At 75.7% G+C, this 15,619-nt stretch carries 14 protein-coding genes and 2 pseudogenes; 9 read left to right on the top strand and 7 right to left on the bottom strand.

Features of this window, described 5'->3' with window-relative positions:
- Positions 1-37 precede the first annotated feature (37 nt).
- Positions 38-190, top strand: a pseudogene (locus tag MW084_RS11970) (PQQ-binding-like beta-propeller repeat protein); the annotation flags it as partial.
- 2 nt (positions 191-192) lie between these two features.
- Positions 193-1,412: outer membrane protein assembly factor BamB family protein (locus tag MW084_RS11965; protein WP_275563584.1), on the top strand; the 1,220-nt coding region annotated here is incomplete at its 5' end.
- A gap of 621 nt (positions 1,413-2,033) precedes the next feature.
- Here MW084_RS11965 and MW084_RS11960 read toward each other — a convergent pair.
- Positions 2,034-2,378: pseudogene (locus MW084_RS11960) on the bottom strand (hypothetical protein); the annotation flags it as partial.
- Between the two features lie 184 nt (positions 2,379-2,562).
- Between MW084_RS11960 and MW084_RS11955 the strand changes: the two are divergent.
- On the top strand, positions 2,563-3,120 hold the full coding sequence (locus MW084_RS11955; RefSeq protein WP_010475973.1) for a hypothetical protein: 558 nt from the start codon (positions 2,563-2,565) through the stop codon (positions 3,118-3,120).
- A gap of 125 nt (positions 3,121-3,245) precedes the next feature.
- On the opposite strand, the gene MW084_RS11950 is transcribed toward MW084_RS11955, so the two are convergent.
- Both MW084_RS11950 and afsR read right to left on the bottom strand, forming a co-directional pair.
- The gene (locus MW084_RS11950; protein ID WP_010475972.1) at positions 3,246-3,473 is read right to left on the bottom strand and encodes a hypothetical protein; all 228 of its coding nucleotides are present in this window, start codon (positions 3,471-3,473) and stop codon (positions 3,246-3,248) included.
- Between the two features lie 194 nt (positions 3,474-3,667).
- Positions 3,668-6,685: an SARP-family global regulator AfsR gene (afsR, locus tag MW084_RS11945; RefSeq protein ID WP_010475971.1), complete on the bottom strand. Its 3,018-nt coding sequence runs from the start codon at positions 6,683-6,685 to the stop codon at positions 3,668-3,670.
- A 200-nt stretch (positions 6,686-6,885) separates the two neighbouring features.
- Here afsR and MW084_RS11940 point away from each other — a divergent pair, with 200 nt between their 5' ends.
- The 4 genes from MW084_RS11940 (at position 6,886) to MW084_RS11925 (ending at position 11,937) form a co-directional block, all read left to right on the top strand.
- A complete protein-coding gene (locus MW084_RS11940) occupies positions 6,886-7,203 on the top strand; it encodes a cupin domain-containing protein (protein WP_010475970.1) in 318 nt (105 codons plus the stop codon).
- 233 nt (positions 7,204-7,436) lie between these two features.
- Positions 7,437-8,501 carry an IS110 family RNA-guided transposase gene (locus MW084_RS11935; protein ID WP_275563388.1) on the top strand — a complete coding sequence of 355 codons (1,065 nt, stop codon included), beginning with the start codon at positions 7,437-7,439 and terminating at the stop codon, positions 8,499-8,501.
- A gap of 89 nt (positions 8,502-8,590) precedes the next feature.
- The gene (locus MW084_RS11930) at positions 8,591-9,094 is read left to right on the top strand and encodes a DinB family protein (RefSeq protein WP_010476010.1); all 504 of its coding nucleotides are present in this window, start codon (positions 8,591-8,593) and stop codon (positions 9,092-9,094) included.
- A gap of 257 nt (positions 9,095-9,351) precedes the next feature.
- Entirely contained in the window at positions 9,352-11,937 is a 2,586-nt protein-coding gene (locus MW084_RS11925) for a bifunctional FO biosynthesis protein CofGH (protein WP_010476013.1), read from the top strand.
- Between the two features lie 54 nt (positions 11,938-11,991).
- Here the strand turns inward: MW084_RS11925 and MW084_RS11920 are convergent, their stop codons facing one another.
- From MW084_RS11920 to MW084_RS11905, 4 genes are all read right to left on the bottom strand, one after another.
- A complete protein-coding gene (locus tag MW084_RS11920; protein ID WP_010476015.1) occupies positions 11,992-12,591 on the bottom strand; it encodes a sigma-70 family RNA polymerase sigma factor in 600 nt (199 codons plus the stop codon).
- Between the two features lie 205 nt (positions 12,592-12,796).
- The gene (locus MW084_RS11915; protein WP_010476017.1) at positions 12,797-13,507 is read right to left on the bottom strand and encodes a hypothetical protein; all 711 of its coding nucleotides are present in this window, start codon (positions 13,505-13,507) and stop codon (positions 12,797-12,799) included.
- 125 nt (positions 13,508-13,632) lie between these two features.
- Positions 13,633-14,352 (bottom strand): permease prefix domain 1-containing protein, encoded by a 720-nt coding sequence (locus MW084_RS11910; protein ID WP_010476018.1) that lies wholly within the window; start codon positions 14,350-14,352, stop codon positions 13,633-13,635.
- On the bottom strand, positions 14,349-14,693 hold the full coding sequence (locus MW084_RS11905) for a PadR family transcriptional regulator (protein WP_010476020.1): 345 nt from the start codon (positions 14,691-14,693) through the stop codon (positions 14,349-14,351). The genes MW084_RS11910 and MW084_RS11905 overlap by 4 nt, the downstream gene beginning before the upstream one ends.
- Before the next feature lie 224 nt (positions 14,694-14,917).
- Here MW084_RS11905 and MW084_RS11900 point away from each other — a divergent pair.
- Positions 14,918-15,278 (top strand): hypothetical protein (locus MW084_RS11900; RefSeq protein ID WP_275563583.1); only part of this gene is annotated, 361 nt, incomplete at its 5' end.
- Complete coding sequence (locus MW084_RS11895; protein ID WP_010476027.1) at positions 15,275-15,562, top strand: DUF3817 domain-containing protein; 288 nt, start codon at positions 15,275-15,277, stop codon at positions 15,560-15,562. The genes MW084_RS11900 and MW084_RS11895, both read left to right, overlap by 4 nt.
- The last annotated feature ends 57 nt before the right edge of the window (positions 15,563-15,619 follow it).

Genomic DNA, 15,619 nt, shown 5'->3' with positions numbered 1-15,619 from the left:
GAGCGGCCGTCGGCACGGCGGGCGCGCCGTCCGTCCNCCTCCCCGGCTCCAGCGTGCCCATCGGCCCCGGCCCCCGCCGTGCCGACGGCCGCTCCGTCGCCGCACCCGACCCCGCCGGGCACGCCACCGGCTGGATCCGCCCGCCCGCCGGACTGATCGGCTCGGACGGCCCGCCGCCCACCGGACGCCCNNTCCCCGGCGTACCGCCCCAGCCCGGCGCCCCGGCCGCGGACGGCGGCCCGACCGTCGCCGCGCCCGACCCCGCGCCCGGGCACTGGCGCCCCTGGCGGTTCCGCATGTCGAACGACGTGTGGGGCACCCCCGCCGTCCACGGCGACCTCCTGTACGTCACGTCCTTCGAGGTCCACGCCCTCGACGTGGCCACCGGCCGCCGCCAGTTCAAGACCCGCGACGTCGCCTGGTCCATGGCCGTCGCCGCCGGGCGCATCCACGCCTCCGATGGGCCCACGCTGTACGCCCTCGACGCCCTCGACGCGGGCGAGCTGTGGCGGCAGCGGACCGACGCCTGGGTGTACTCGCTCAAGGCCGACCGCGGCACCGTCGTCACCGGCACGCGCGGCGGCGGCGTCCAGGCGTGGGAGGCGTCCAACGGCGCGGGGCTGTGGGAGCTGACCGGCGCCCAGACCGACTTCGAGACCCCCGAGGCGGGCCCCGCCGTCCACGACGGCACCGTCTACGTGTGGCAGGACGCCCGGCTGCGCGCCCTGGACGTCCGGACCGGAACCGAGCGCTGGTCGTACCCCGTGGGCGACGCCGCGTCCTGCGGTGGCGTACCCGTACGGGTCACCCCCGCCGAGGACGGCTACGTGTACGTCGCCGCCGGGACCCGGGTCCTGTCCGTCGACGTCCTGTCGGGGCACGTGCGCTGGCACTTCGAGGCCCCGGCGGTCTTCCTGTCGCCGCCCGCCTTCGCACCGGGCCCCTCGGTCACCGGCGGCGGGGTGTACCTCTCCGACCACCTCGGCACCGTGTACGCCCTCGACGCGGCGACCGGCAAGGACCGGTGGCGCATCGCGACGGAGGCCCGGCAGTCGATCGAACCGGTCCTCGTCGCGAACGGGAACGTCCACGTCGGCAGCGGCAGCGCCCTCTACACGCTGGACGCCGTGACGGGTACGCCGAAGTGGCGGTTCGCGGCCGGCGGCGAGATCGTCGGCGCGCCCGTGGCGGCGGAGGGGCGGCTGCACTTCGGTTCGGCGGACCACGTGCTGTACACGCTGGACGCGGCCGGCGGGCAGCTCCGGTGGAAGCTGACGACGGGCGGCGAGATCACGGGCTCGCCCGTGGCGCGGGCGGGCGTCGTGTACGCGTGCAGCAAGGACCGCTGCGTCTACGCCCTCGACGCCCGGAAGGGCACCGCCACGGGCCCCCGCCCGGCGGTCACGGGGTAGCCCCGGCCGGGGCCGGGGCCGGGGTCATGGCCGGATCGCCGTGCCCCGCCGGCCCGTAGGGGGAGCCGGTGCCCCGGTGCGGGAGTCGGCGGCTCCACCGCGCCGGTGCGCGGGAGGCCGCTCAGTGGCGGTGATCGTCCGGGTGGTCGCCCCGGCCGGGAGGGTTCCGGTAGGGGTCGGTGTCCTGCGCGTAGGGGTCCTCCGGGTGCCCTCGGTGCCCCTGCCCCCAGTGGCCGTAAGGGTCCCCCGGGTGGTCCCGGTGGCCGTGCTCCCCGTGCCCGTACGGGTCCTCGTACCGCCCCGGCGGCCGCTGCCCGTACGGGTCCGGTCCGTACGGCTGCTGCCCGTACGGGTCCACGGGCCGCCCCGGGTGGTCCGGGTGGTCCGGGTGGTCCTGGTACCGGCCGTGGTGGTCCGGGCGGTCCTGGTAGCCGTCGTGGTCCTGGTGACCGTGGTGATTCCGGTAGCCGTCGTGGCCCTGGTGGTCCTGGTGGCCCTGGTACGGGGGACCGACGGGCTCCGGGGCCGGGCCGCGGCGGCGCCGCCGCCCGGGGCGCCGCCGACCCGCCATCACCGCCGCGGCCAGCGGCAGCAGCAGCCCGCCCCCGAGCGCCAGCCCGNCCCCGGCCCGACGCCCTCCCGGCCGTCGCCGACGGTCAGGCTGCCCGCCGCCTGGCCCTGCCGCACCATCCACAGCACGGTGGCCCCCAGGACGACCACCCCCGCGAGCGCGACCGCGGGCCGGGACCGCAGCAGCAGTCCCACCAGTGTCAGCAGCGCCGCGAAGGCCATCGGCAGGAGCAGCGACGTCCACGGATCGGCCCGGCCGGAGGTGATCCCGCCGAACAGGTCGCCGATCTCGACGTACCGGCCCGGACGGCCGTCATACCAGGCGCGGAAGACGCTCCACACGGCGGCGGTCGCCCCCGCGGCGGCCAGGACGGCACCGATGGCGTTGCGGATCATCCTCGGCCTCCCTCGATCCCGGGTGCCGGACGGGTCCGGTCCGGGCCCGGTCCGTCGGCCGGGTACCCGCCGCCGGGCGGGGACTCACCCGTGAGGGACGGGAGCCGGCCGCTGCTAGGGTGACGTGCGCTCATCAAAACGAGCCCTTTATCTTTCCACTTTCAACGGGGGTTGAAACGTGAAAATGCGTCATGTTCGTGCGGTCGCCGTCCTCGGCGTCGTCCTGGTCGCCCTGACCGGTGCGCGCGGTTCGGGCGGCGGCAGCTGCGGCGGTTCCAGCTCCGGCTCCGGTTCAGGCTCCGGTTCCTACTCCGACGGCGGGTCCGGGACCGGCGGCCACGGTGACGCGGCCGGCCACGGCGGCAGCGGTTCCGATAGCGGCGGTTCCGGTGGCAGCGGTTCCGGTGGCGGAAGCTCCGTTCCGGGCGGCTCGGGCTCCGACGCCTCGGCGATGAGGGACATCCGCATCGCCGAGTGCAGACTCGACGCGTCCGGCAAGAACCTCGTCGCGCGCCTGGCGATCACCAACAGCGGCCTGTTCGACCACGAGTACGAGGCGACGGTCCAGTTCAAGGGCGCCACCGGAACGAGCGTGCCGTACGCCGTCGCCCGGGTGGACGACCTGGTGGTTCCGAAGGGCGCCTCGAAGACCGTCGAGGCCACCACGGCCTACACGGGTACGCAGAACGGTGCCGAGTACACCCAGTGCGTCGTCACCCGGGCCCAGCGCACGGTGAGCTGACACGGCGGACACGACCGTGGGGCCCGCCTGTCCGGTGGGCCCCACGGTCGTGTCCGGCTGCGCACATGCAGCGGCCGCGGCGGCGTCCCCTCCGCGCCGCCGCGGCCGCACCCCGTCGGATCGGCTTACCTGACCGGCGGCGCCGGCGCGTGGCTGTCCATGGTGGTGATCTCCGGACCCAGAGTCGGCGGCGCCGGGGCGTGGCCGTCCACGGTGGCGGTCTCGGTGGCGCCGACCGGCCGCACGTCCGCGTGGCTGTCCTCCACCGTGAGACTGGAGCCCTTGCCCGACGGCGGCGCCGGGGCGTGGCTGTCCATGGGGGTGGTCTCTTCGTTCTTCAGGATGTCGCTCATGGTCAAGCTCCCCCTCGTCAGACGTCATGGTGGTGAACGCCCGTTCGGCAACTCCCCCGAGGGCTGCCGAACGGGCATTCCGGCGGACGCTCACCTTAGTGGTGAGACCCCTTCGACTCGCCTGCCCCCCGACGCGACGAACCGATGTACCGAGCGTGGCAGCCGCTCATAAACGTTCGATGAACGGGGCGCGGTCAGGCCACGCGGAGCGGCGACAGCAGGCGCCGCACCTCCACCGCCTCGGGAGCACCGCACTCCTCGTAGAGGGACAGAGCCTCCCGCCAGCAGGCCTGCGCACGGCCGGCCTGGCCGAGCCGCTGCAGGGCCTTGCCGAGGAGGGTCTGCGCGTGGGCCTGCATCCACCTGCCGCCGATGCAACCGAGCGCGAGCGCCTGTTCGGCGTGCTGGGCGGCGTTGGCGGGGCGGGCGGAGGAAAGATGGACCTGGGCGATGCGGAAGTGCGTGGTGCCCTCCCAGAGACGCTGCCGGTTCTCCCTGAATATGGCCAGCGCGCCGGACAGCTCGTCCAATGCCTCCGGCAGCCGTCCGGCCTGCGTGAGGACGATCCCCAGGGCGTACCGGGCATTGGCGAGCCGCAGGGTGAGCCCGAGCTCGTCGTAGGCGGCCACTCCTTGCCGGGCCAGTTCGACGGCCTCGCCGGTGCGGCCGGCGGAGGCGGCGACGCGGGACAGGTTGCACAGGGCGCTGGCTTCGCCCGCCCGGTTGGAGTCCGCGCGGAACGCCTCGACGGCGCGAAGCAGGTGGGTTTCGCCCTCCGTGGGCTCGTTGGTGCAGATCGCGATGATGCCCAGTTCATTGGGCGCGTTGCCGCAGGTCCAGGGGTCGCCCGTGGCCTCGCCCAGCTCGACGGCCCGCAGCGCCTCCGCCGCGGCCTGGTCGAAGCGTCCCGCCGTACTGTGCACCTGCGCCAGCGTGACGCGGGCCCGCGCTTCGGCGTGCATGTCGGCGGACGCGGCGGCGGCTTCTCCGGCGGCCGTGGTCGCGGCCTCGTACCGCAGGGCGCTGGCTCCTGACTCCCGCAGGTCCTTGGAGCACAACAGCAGGTCGAGGGCCCGGCGCAGCGTCGACGGTCCGAGCGACTGCTGCACGCACGCCAGGATGCAGCCGGCCTCCGTGTGCAGCCAGTCCTGTGCCTCGTGCCGGTCCGTGAAGGCGAGGCCCTCGTAGGTGGTGGGCTCCAGGTGGTCGACGAGGCGGTCGCCGGGGCGTTCGATGGCGTACACGCGGGCGGCCGTCGCCAGGTAGAAGTCCAGGAGGCGGGACATCGCCGCCTCGCGCTCCGCCGGGGGCTGCTCGTCGCGTTCGGCGCACGCACGCGCGTAGAGGCGGACCAGGTCGTGGAAGCGGTAGCGGCCCGGCGCGGCGGACTCCAGGAGGGACGTGTCGACCAGGCTCTCCAGGAGGTCCTCCGCCTCCCGCGGCGGCAGGTCCAGGACGGCCGCGGCCGCGGCCAGGGAGATGTCCGGGCCGTCCGCGAGGCCCAGCAGGCGGAACGCGCGGGCCTGCGCGGGCTCCAACTGCCCGTAGCCCAGCTCGAACGTGGCCTTCACCGCGAGGTCGCCCGCCTGGAGCTCGTCCAGCCGGCGCCGCTCGTCGGCGAGCTTCTCCGCCAGCACGGACACCGTCCAGGTGCGCCGCGCGGCCAGCCGGGACGCGGCGACGCGGATGGCCAGCGGCAGGAAGCCGCAGGCGGCGACCACGTCCAGCGCCGCCTCCCGCTCCGCCCGCACCCGTTCGGCGCCCACGATCCGGGTGAACAACTGGAGCGCCTCGTCCGGGGACATCACGTCCAGGTCGACGAGGTGCGCGCCCGCCAGGTCCAGCATCCGGACGCGGCTGGTGACCAGTGCCGCACAGCCCTCCGCGCCCGGGAGCAGCGGCCGGACCTGGGCGGCGTCGCGGGCGTTGTCCAGCAGGACCAGGACGCGCCGGCCGGCGAGCGTCGACCGGTACAGCGCGGCCCGCTCGCCGAGGGTCTCGGGGATCTGCGCGTCGGGGGTGCCCAGCGCGCGCAGGAAGGAGCCCAGGACCGTCTCCGGCTCGGCGGCCCGCTGCCCGGCGCCCATCAGGTCCGCGTACAGCTGGCCGTCGGGGAAGTGGGGGCGGGCCAGGTGCGCCACGTGGACGGCGAGGGTCGTCTTGCCGACGCCGCCGATGCCGGCGAGGGCCGACACGGCCATGACGGAGCCCTCGGCCGTCGTGAGGAGGTCGCCCAGCTCCCGTACGAAGGAGGCGCGGCCGGTGAAGTCGCTCACCGTGGCAGGCAGTTGGGCGGGCCGAGGGACGGCGGCCTGGTCGGGGGCGGGGCACTCGGCGTGCCGGGACAGTTCGCTGTCGGCCCGGAGGATGCGCTCCTGGAGCCGGGACAGTTCGGGGCACGGGTCCACGCCGAGCTCCTCGGCGAGGAGGCGGCGGGTGTCGGCGTACACGGCGAGGGCCTCGGCCTGGCGGCCGCTGCGGTACAGGGCGAGCATCAGCAGCTCCCGCAGCCGTTCGCGCAGCGGGTGGGCGGCGGTCAGCGCGGTCAGCTCGGACGCGGCCTCCGCGTGGCGGCCGCACTCCAGCTCCAGGTCGAGCCGGGTCTCGACGAGTTGGAGCCGCCACTCCTCCAGGCGGGTGCGCTGCGTCTCCGCGTACGGCCCGGGCACGGAGGCGAGGGGCTCGCCGTCCCACCGGTCGAGCGCCTCGCCGAGCAGGGCGGAGGCCCGGACGCGGTCCCCGGCCAGGCGGGCCTTCTCCGCCTCGGCGGCCAGGCGCCGGGCCGCGTGCAGGTCGAGGGCGTCCGGGGCGCCGCGCAGCGCGTACCCGCCGGACTCGCTGACCAGGACGCCCGGCGGGAGGACCTTGCGGAGGCGGGAGGCGTAGGTGCGCAGCGCGGCCAGGGCCTGCGAGGGGGGCTCCTCGCCCCAGATGGCGTCGATCAGTTCGCCGGCCGTCGCCGTGCGTCCCTCGCGCAGCAGCAGCGCGGCGAGCAGGGCGCGCTGCTGGGGGGAGCCGGACGGGAGGGGCTCGCCGTCCCGCCAGGCCCGTACGGGGCCGAGCACCGCGAAGCGCAGGCCGGCACGGCCGTCCGGCCCGTCCCCCGCGGGTGCGCCGGGGGCGGGGCCGCCGTCCGGTGCCTGACCGTCGGGTGTCCGCGCCTGCCGTGGAACACGCCGCTCCGGCACTCGCGGCCCGTCGTCACGGCCCATAGCTCCCCCTGCCCGTACCGCTGGTATCGCCACCCCCAGTCTGCCCTGTCGGCGGCGGATGCGTCAGCACCGGGCGGCGCTCCGGGGGTCCGCCCGGCCCCGGACCGGCCCGGCCCGCCCGGCCCGGAACCGGTGGGCCGGGCGGCCGTCCCGTGCGCGTTTCCCGTGCGTTCCGGGCTCCGGGGGTGCAGGCTGGAGCCATGTACGACCTCCACGCCATCGCCGAGGAACACCTGATCGCCGCGCACCGCTCCGAGCACGGGCGCAGCGCCAACCTGCTGCTGAGGGAGCGGCCGCTGCGCCAGACCGTCATCGCGCTCACGTCCGGCACCAAGCTCGACGAGCACAACGCGCCGCCCGCGGCCTCGCTGCAGGTGCTGCGCGGAGTGCTGAAGGTGAAGACGGCGTCGGAGGAGTTCGAGCTGTCGATGGGCGACCTCTTCCTCATCCCGCCGGAGCGGCACAGCGTGACGGCGGTGACGGACACGGCGTTCCTGCTGACCGCGGTCAACGACTGACTGTGAGGATGAAGATGGCACCGCTCGGGGGTCTGACCCTCCGACTGACTGACGCTCCGGCTGTCCTGCGGTTGAATCGTCGGCCGTCCGGGCGGTGCCGCCATGCACGCGGCCGGTCGGGCGTCTGTGACTTCATAGGAGCCCGGCCAAAGGTCCCATCACAGTCTTGTCCTGTCGCCCGACCGGCGCGTGTCATCCCTCGCGCGTCGCACGGAAGGACAGCAGCAGTCAGCATGGCAGACGAGATAGCGGTGGTCGGCGGCGTGGACACCCACACCGACTTCCACCAGGCCGCCGTGATCGACTCCATCGGTCGCCACCTCGCCACCGAGGCGTTCCCCACCAGCCCCGCCGGCTACCGCCGCCTGCTGGACTGGCTGCGTTCGCACGGTGACCTCATGGCCGTCGGCGTCGAGGGCACAGGTGCCTACGGCGCCGAACTGGCGCGGTACCTGCGGGCGAACCAGGTCACCGTCATCGACGTGGACCGGCCCGACCGGCGGGCCAGGCGTGCCAACGGAAAGTCCGACCCCGTCGATGCCTACGCCGCAGCCACCGCCGTGCTCTCCGGCCGGGCCGGTGGTACGCCGAAGACGCGCGACGGCGTCGTAGAGGCGATCCGCTCCCTGCGCGTGGTCCGCCGTTCGGCCATCAAGTCCCGTACCCAGACGATCAATCAGATCCGCACGCTCATCGTCACCGCACCCGGCGAGGTCCGTGAGAAGTTGCGCGCTCTGCCGACCGGCGAGCTGATCCGGCAGCTGGCCCGCTCGCGCCCGGGCAGCGACCACGCGGATCCGGCCTGCGCGATTCGCACCGCACTGCGACGCCTCGCCCGCCGCTACCAGTACCTCACCGAGGAGATCACCGATGCCGATGCCGAGCTGAAACCGCTGGTCGCGCAGACCGTCCCCGACCTGGTTGCGTTGCCTGGCGTCGGCACCGAAACCGCCGCCCAGCTCTTGATCACGGCGGGCGACAACCCGAACCGGCTCAGGTCGGAGGCGTCCTTCGCGCACCTGTGCGCGGCGGCGCCGATCCCGGCCAGTTCAGGTCGCACCCACCGGCACCGCCTCAACCGCGGCGGTGACCGCCAGGCCAACAACGCACTCCACACGATCGCGCTCGTCCGCATGCGCTACGACACCCGTACCAAGGACTACGTGATCCGACGAACCGCCGAAGGCATGTCCAAGAAGGACATCCTCCGGTGCCTCAAACGCTTCATAGCGCGCGAGGTCTACAAGCACCTCATCAGCTCACAGACCACACCGAAACCGCTCCTTCAGACCGCTTGACGATCTATAGGAGCTTCACCCCGTCGCCCGCCCGTCGCGGTACGGGTACTCGTTCGACACGGGTGTACGCCGGCGGCGAGGATGCGGCCATGACGCGTACGGACATGCCCGCGGCGCCCGACGAGCGGACGCACCTGACCACCTTCCTCGACTACGTCCGCGACACGGCCGTCGCCAAGTGCGAGGGCCTGTCCGCCGAGGACGCGCGCCGGGCACCGCTGCCGCACTCCCCGCTGATGACGGCCGCCGGGGTGATCAGCCATCTGCGCTGGGTGGAGCACTACTGGCTGGACTTCGTCTTCCTCGGCGGCGAGGACCGCGCCCCCTGGGCTCCCGAGGACCCCGACCGGGAGATGCGGATCGCGCTCGACGTCCCGCTGCCGCGGCTCGTCGCCGAGTACGCGGAGCAGGCCGACCGCCTGCGCCGGGTGGTCGCCGAGCACGACCTCGACGTCGAGGCCGAGCGGCCCGTCCGGGACGGCGTCCGGGTCACGCTGCGGTGGATCCTGCTGCACCTGATCGAGGAGACCGCCCGCCACAACGGCCACCTCGACGCGATCCGCGAACTCACCGACGGCCGCACCGGCACCTGACCGCCCCGCAACGCCGCCCCGCAACGCCGCCCCGCAACGCCGTCCCGCAACGCCGGCCGGGAGCCCCGCGCGGGCCCGGCGGCCGGGCGGTCCGTCGCGGACGGGACGGCGGGGCGCACCCGCGGACGGCGGGGGCGGCCGGGACGCGACCCCGCCGCACACGCCCCCGCGGGCCGGGTCCGGCGCACCGGAGGGACCGTCACCTCGGGCCTCCCGCGGGCGCCGACGCGGCCGGGGGCCGCTCGTATCCTCGGGGGATGACCTCCACGGGAACCGGAAGCCGGCCGACCGGCAACGCCATGCGCCGCGCCCTGAAGCGCGCGGAGGACGGGGTCGCGCTCGACGCCGCCGAGGCCGCCGTCCTGCTCCGGGCGCGCGGCGCCGACCTCGACCGGCTCGCCGCCGCGGCCGCCCGGGTGCGGGACGCGGGCCTCGCCGCGGCGGGGCGGCCGGGCGTCGTCACGTACTCCCGGAGCGTCTTCGTCCCCCTCACCCGGCTGTGCCGCGACACCTGCCGCTACTGCACGTTCGCGACCGTCCCCGGGAAGCTGCGCCGCGCCGGGCACGGGATGTTCCTGTCGGTGGACGAGGTCCTCGACATCGCCCGCAGGGGCGCCGCGCTCGGCTGCAAGGAAGCGCTGATCACCCTCGGCGACAAGCCGGAGGACCGCTGGCCCGAGGCGCGGGAGTGGCTCGACGCGCACGGGTACGACGACACCCTCGCGTACGTGCGGGCCGTGTCCGTCCGGATCCTGGAGGAGACCGGGCTGCTGCCGCACCTCAACCCCGGCGTCGTGTCGTGGACGGACTTCCAGCGGCTCAAGCCGGTCGCCCCGTCCATGGGGATGATGCTGGAGACCACCGCCGAGCGGCTGTGGTCCGAACCCGGCGGCCCCCACCACGGCTCGCCCGACAAGGAGCCGGCGGTGCGGCTGCGGGTCCTGGAGGACGCCGGGCGGTCCTCCGTGCCGTTCACCAGCGGGCTGCTCATCGGCATCGGCGAGACGCCCGAGGAGCGCGCCGAGTCGCTGTTCGCGCTGCGCCGCGTCGCCCGCGCGTACCACGGGATCCAGGAGGTGATCGTCCAGAACTTCCGCGCCAAACCGGACACGGCGATGCGCGCCGCGCCCGACGCGGACCTGGACGACCTGGTGGCGACGGTCGCCGTGGCCCGGCTGGTCCTCGGCCCGTCCGCCTGCCTCCAGGCCCCGCCGAACCTCGTCGACGACGCGCACGCGCGGCTCCTGGGCGCGGGCGTCGACGACTGGGGCGGGGTGTCGCCGGTGACCATCGACCACGTCAACCCCGAGCGGCCCTGGCCGCAGATCGAGGTACTGGCCGAGCGGTCCCGGGAGGCCGGGTTCGAGCTGCGCGAACGGCTGTGCGTGTACCCGGAGTTCGTGCTGCGCGGCGAGCCGTGGCTGGACCCGCGGCTGCTCCCGCACGTCACCGCCCTCGCCGACCCGGAGACCGGGCTGGCCCGGCCGGACGCGGTGCCCGCCGGGCTGCCCTGGCAGGAGCCCGACGAGGTGTTCACCGCGAGCGGCCGCACCGACCTGCACCGCACCGTCGACACCGAGGGCCGCGCCCGCGACCGGCGCGACGACTTCGACACCGTGTACGGCGACTGGGACGCCCTGCGGGAGGCCGCCGCGCCCGGCCTCGTACCGCGGCGCCTCGACGGGGACGCGCGGGAGGCGCTGCGGGTCGCGGCGGACGACCCGGAGCGGCTGACCGACGCCCAGGCGCTGGCCCTGCTGCACGCCGAGGGTCCGGCGCTGGACGCCCTGTGCCGCGTCGCGGACGACGTGCGCCGGGCGGCCGTCGGCGACGACGTCACCTACGTCGTCACCCGCAACGTCAACTTCACCAACGTCTGCTACACCGGCTGCCGCTTCTGCGCCTTCGCCCAGCGGCGCACCGACGCCGACGCCTACACGCTCTCCCTGGAGCAGGTCGCCGACCGGGCCGCGCAGGCGTGGGAGGTGGGCGCGGTCGAGGTGTGCCTGCAGGGCGGCATCCACCCGGACCTGCCGGGCACGGCGTACTTCGACCTCGTGCGGGCGGTGAAGCGGCGCGTGCCCGGCATCCACGTGCACGCCTTCTCCCCGATGGAGGTCGTCAACGGCGCGTCCCGGACGGGCATGTCGGTCCGCGACTGGCTGACCGCCGCGCGGGAGGCCGGACTCGACTCGATCCCCGGCACGGCCGCGGAGATCCTCGACGACGAGGTGCGCTGGGTCCTCACCCGCGGCAAACTGCCCGCCGCCACCTGGATCGAGGTCGTCCGCACGGCGCACGAGCTGGGCATCCGGTCCTCCTCGACGATGATGTACGGGCACGTGGACCAGCCGCGGCACTGGCTCGGCCACCTGCGGACCCTGGCCCGGCTCCAGCGGGAGACCGGCGGGTTCACCGAGTTCGTGACGCTGCCGTTCGTCCACACCAACGCGCCCGTGTACCTCGCGGGGATCGCCCGGCCCGGCCCGACCGTCCGCGACAACCGGGCGGTCACGGCGGCGGCGCGGCTGCTGCTCCACCCGTACGTCCCGAACGTCCAGACCAGCTGGGTGAAGCTCGGCGCGGACGGCGCGGCCGAGATGCTGCGGTCGGGGGCGAACGACCTGGGCGGCACGCTCATGGAGGAGACGATCTCCCGCATGGCCGGCTCGCGCTGGGGCTCGTACCGGTCGGTGCGGGACCTCGTCGCCATCGCGGAGGCCGCGGGCCGTCCGGCGCGGCCCCGCACCACGCTGTACGGGGAGGTGCCCGAGGAGCGGCGGGCGGCGGCCGAGGCGTCCGGCGGGCGCCTGCCGGAGCCGCTGCCCCTGCTGCCGGAGTGACGGCGCGGGGGAGAGGGGCGGCCGGGGCCCGCCGGGACCCCGGCCGCCCCCCGCTCAGGCGGCGGACTCCGCCGACCTCAGCAGGTGCGCGAGGTTCTGCCGGGCCCGGCTGACCCGGGAGCGCACCGTGCCGACCGGGCAGCCCGCCACGGAGGCGGCCTCCTCGTACGACAGGCCCTCGACCTGGGTGAGGACGAACGACTCCCGGCGCGGCCGGTCGAGGGAGTCCAGCAGGTCGAGCAGAGCCACGCCCTCGTCGAAGCCGGGCAGCCCCGTCTGCTGGGCGCGCTCGGCGGCCGTCTGCCAGTCGGCCGTGTCGGCGAGGCGGGGACGGGCGGCGTTCGACCGGTAGCGGTCGACGACGACCCGGCGGGCGATCGACAGGAGCCAGACGCGGGCGTGGCAGCGCGCCGCGAAGCGGGGCAGGCTGCGCAGCGCCCGCAGGTAGGTCTCCTGGGTGAGGTCGTCCGCGCTGTGGGCGTCGCCGCAGGCGCGGGCGAGGAACCGCCAGACGTGCGGGCGGGTCGCGGAGACGAAGTGCTCCGCGGCCGCCGTGTCGCCGCGGGCGGCGGCCAGGGCCCATTCGGTGATCCGGTCGTCGCCGGGAGGGGTGGTGCGGTCGCGGTCGCGTACGCCGCTGGGATGGGTGGGCATGGGGACGTCCTTCGTTCGGCTCGTTCCGCCTCCGGGGCGTCGCGGGCCCCTTCGGCCGGGACTGCGCGCCGTGGCCGGACGCGGGCGCGTGCGGCCACGTGTGCCCGCCGCGCGGCGGGAGCCGGCGCGGCGGCGCACGTGCGGGGGATGACGGGTGGAGACGCTCGCACCGGTCCCGCGCCGCGCCGTCGCCGTGGCGGCCGGGTCAGCGCGGGACCGGGCACCCCCGCGGCGGTCCGCGCCGGGACACGGAGTGCCGCAGCACCGGGTCGCGCGGCCGGGAGGGGCGCGGGGCGACGGGCGCCGCGCGCGGGACGGCCAGGAGGCACGCCCGGGGGAACCCGCCGAGGACGAGCCGCAGCGGTTCGAAGAGGGCGCAGCGCAGGGAGCGGACGATCGCGAAGAACCCGGCCTCGCCGCGCCACATCCACAGCCCGCACACGAGGGCGGCCAGGACGTGCGCGAGGAACATGGGCCACGAGCCGTGGGTGACGAGCTCCACCGCGTGCGCGAGGGGGGATTCGGGGCCGGGCGGTACCACCGCGCCGGTGTGGGCCCGCCACACGGCCCGGGCGGCGGGGTCGGCGGCGCCGCCCGCGCACAGGCTCTGCGGGAGGGCGGCGGCGTGGTGCGGGTGGTGGCCGCCGCCGGGGGGCGGTGCCAGGGAGAACAGGACGTGCAGGGCCAGTTGGGTGCCGACCGTCGTCACCGTGATCGGGAGGGCGCCGCGTTCGACGCGGGCCGGCCACCAGGCGGCCGCGGTGGTGGCGGCCGCGGCACCGGCGAGGAGGCCGGCCGGTAACGGGTGGCCGGAGGCGAGGGAGTGCCCCAGCGCGGCGGTCAGGACGCATACGGAGGCGAAGACGGCGGCGCGTACCAGTCTCAGGGCGGGCCCGGTGCCCGCGGGTGTCGCCAACGCACCTCACCCCGCCTCGGAGTCGTGGAGGCCCGCCCTCCGCGCGGGGACCGGGCGGAGGACCTCCACCGCCCGCCCCCCGCCGGGGAGCGGGGCGCTTCACCGCACAAGGGTGGCACGGGACTTCAGCTCACCGGCAGGCGGGCGCACCGTCGGCAGCTCCGGGCCGAGGAGGCGACCACGGCGTGCGACGCCGCGGCGAGGACCCCGGCGGCCACCGCCGGCGGCCAGTCGGTGACGACGGCGGAGAGGACGGCCAGGACGAGCGCGGTGGCGGCCATGGCGACGCTCGCCGCCGTGCCCGTCCAGGCGACGGCGAGGGGCAGCCGGCGCGGGGTGGGCAGCCGGCGGGCGAGCCGCCCGGTCGCGGCGAGCGTCGCCGCGGCGAGCAGCGACACCACGGCGGCCACGACGGTCAGATGGGCCGTCAGCAGCGACGTGGTCCGCGGGAGCTGCCAGCCGGCGCCGTCGTGGCCCGCCGCCCGGACCAGCAGCCAGCAGGCGACGGCGAGCGGCACGGCGAACGCGGCGGCGCGGGCGGTGTGCCGGGCCTGGGCGATGGACAGCTCCCGCTGGAACACCGGAACCAGGTGGTCGGGCGAGCCGAAGTCGCGTACCGCGAGCCGTGCGGCGCGCTCGTAGGGGACGCCCGCGCACGTGTGCGCCGAGACCGCGTCGTCCAGACCGTCCCGTACCTCCGCGACGAGGCGGGACTTGGCGCGGCGCGGTCCGTGGAGGGAGTCCGCGAGGGCCGCCACGTACGCGTCGACGGGGTCGGGGGACGCTTCGGGGCGCCGCCCGCCGGGCGCCGGGGCGCCGCCGCGCGTGTCCGTCCCGGCGCTCATGTGGCCAGTCCCGTCGAGGGGGACGGCGGGTTCAGGACCGAGCCGATCGCCGTCGTGAACTCCCGCCAGGCGGTGCGCTCCTGGGCCAGGCTGCGCCGGCCGGCCTCGGTCAGCTCGTAGCAGCGGCGGCGGCGCTCGCCGACGGCGTCCCAGCTGCTCCTGAGCAGGCCGAGCCGCTCCAGCCGCTGGAGCGCCGGATAGATCGTCCCCGTACGCAGTTCGAGGGCGCCCCCGCTGCGCTGCTGGACGGCCGTGATGATCGCGTAGCCGTGCAGCGGACCTGGTTCCAGCACGGCCAGGAGGAGTCCGTCCAGGTGGCCGCGGACCGCGTCTGTCCTCATGGCCGAGGAGTCTACCCGCCCTTTCTGTAGGCGTGCTATCTATTGGTAGCCAATGTATCGAGGGATCGCCCGGCCCGCCTGGAGGCACCACCGTGACCAAACTGCTCCTGTCCGTGCACGTGCTCGCCGCCATCCTCGCCGTCGGTTCGATCGCCGTGGCGGCCTCGCTCTTCCCGCGCTTCGCCAAGCAGGCGGCGGCGGAGGGGCCGGACGGGCCGGAGGGNCGGGAGGGGGAGTGCCGCCGGCATCGCCGCGTTCCTGCACCGCGTCTGCCGGGTCTACGCCGTCGCCGGCCTGGTCGTACCGGTCTTCGGGCTGGCCACCGGCGCGCAGCTCGGCGTCCTGGGCGACGCCTGGCTGATCTCCTCGATGGCCCTCACCGCCCTCGCCGCGCTCCTGCTCGCCGCGGCGGTCATCCCGGGTCAGGAGCGCGTCCTGGCCATGGCCCGGCAGGGCGGGGCGGACGCCGGGGGACTGGACGCGGCGGCGGCCCGGCTGGGCATGCTCACCGGGGTCTTCAACCTGCTGTGGACGGTCGTCGTCGTCCTGATGATCGTCCGCCCCGGCTCCACGACGGGCGTGTGACCGCCGTGGGCCACAAGGCACTGCGCGCGGCGGCGGCGGTGGAGGCCGCCTCCGTCCTCGTCCTGCTCGTCAACCTCCTCACGGTCCACGCCGGACCGGTCACCTCCCTCGGCGGGCCGGTGCACGGCTCGGCGTACCTGATCACCGTCGTGGCGACGTTCTCACTGACGTCCGCCGGGCCGGCGCGGGCGCTGTCGTTCGTCCCCGGCGCCGGCGGGATGCTCGTCCTGCGGTGGCTGCGGCTCCACGCCGGCACGGCCGGCGCGCCGGGCGGCCGCGGCTGACCGCCCGGGCCCCGGCNCNCCGGNCCNCCACCTCTCTGGGCCGGCGAGGACGTCCGG

This window comes from Streptomyces sudanensis, assembly GCF_023614315.1.
Classification (GTDB): domain Bacteria; phylum Actinomycetota; class Actinomycetes; order Streptomycetales; family Streptomycetaceae; genus Streptomyces; species Streptomyces sudanensis.
This window is presented reverse-complemented; position numbering and strand designations above follow the sequence as displayed.

Bases quoted from the DNA above. Each gene is read 5' to 3' on its own strand.
- MW084_RS11955 (WP_010475973.1), top strand. From the start codon at position 2,563: ATGCGTCATGTTCGTGCGGTCGCCGTCCTCGGCGTCGTCCTGGTCGCC.
- MW084_RS11950 (WP_010475972.1), bottom strand. From the start codon at position 3,473: ATGAGCGACATCCTGAAGAACGAAGAGACCACCCCCATGGACAGCCAC.
- afsR (WP_010475971.1), bottom strand. From the start codon at position 6,685: ATGGGCCGTGACGACGGGCCGCGAGTGCCGGAGCGGCGTGTTCCACGG.
- MW084_RS11940 (WP_010475970.1), top strand. From the start codon at position 6,886: ATGTACGACCTCCACGCCATCGCCGAGGAACACCTGATCGCCGCGCAC.
- MW084_RS11935 (WP_275563388.1), top strand. From the start codon at position 7,437: ATGGCAGACGAGATAGCGGTGGTCGGCGGCGTGGACACCCACACCGAC.
- MW084_RS11930 (WP_010476010.1), top strand. From the start codon at position 8,591: ATGACGCGTACGGACATGCCCGCGGCGCCCGACGAGCGGACGCACCTG.
- MW084_RS11925 (WP_010476013.1), top strand. From the start codon at position 9,352: ATGACCTCCACGGGAACCGGAAGCCGGCCGACCGGCAACGCCATGCGC.
- MW084_RS11920 (WP_010476015.1), bottom strand. From the start codon at position 12,591: ATGCCCACCCATCCCAGCGGCGTACGCGACCGCGACCGCACCACCCCT.
- MW084_RS11910 (WP_010476018.1), bottom strand. From the start codon at position 14,352: ATGAGCGCCGGGACGGACACGCGCGGCGGCGCCCCGGCGCCCGGCGGG.
- MW084_RS11905 (WP_010476020.1), bottom strand. From the start codon at position 14,693: ATGAGGACAGACGCGGTCCGCGGCCACCTGGACGGACTCCTCCTGGCC.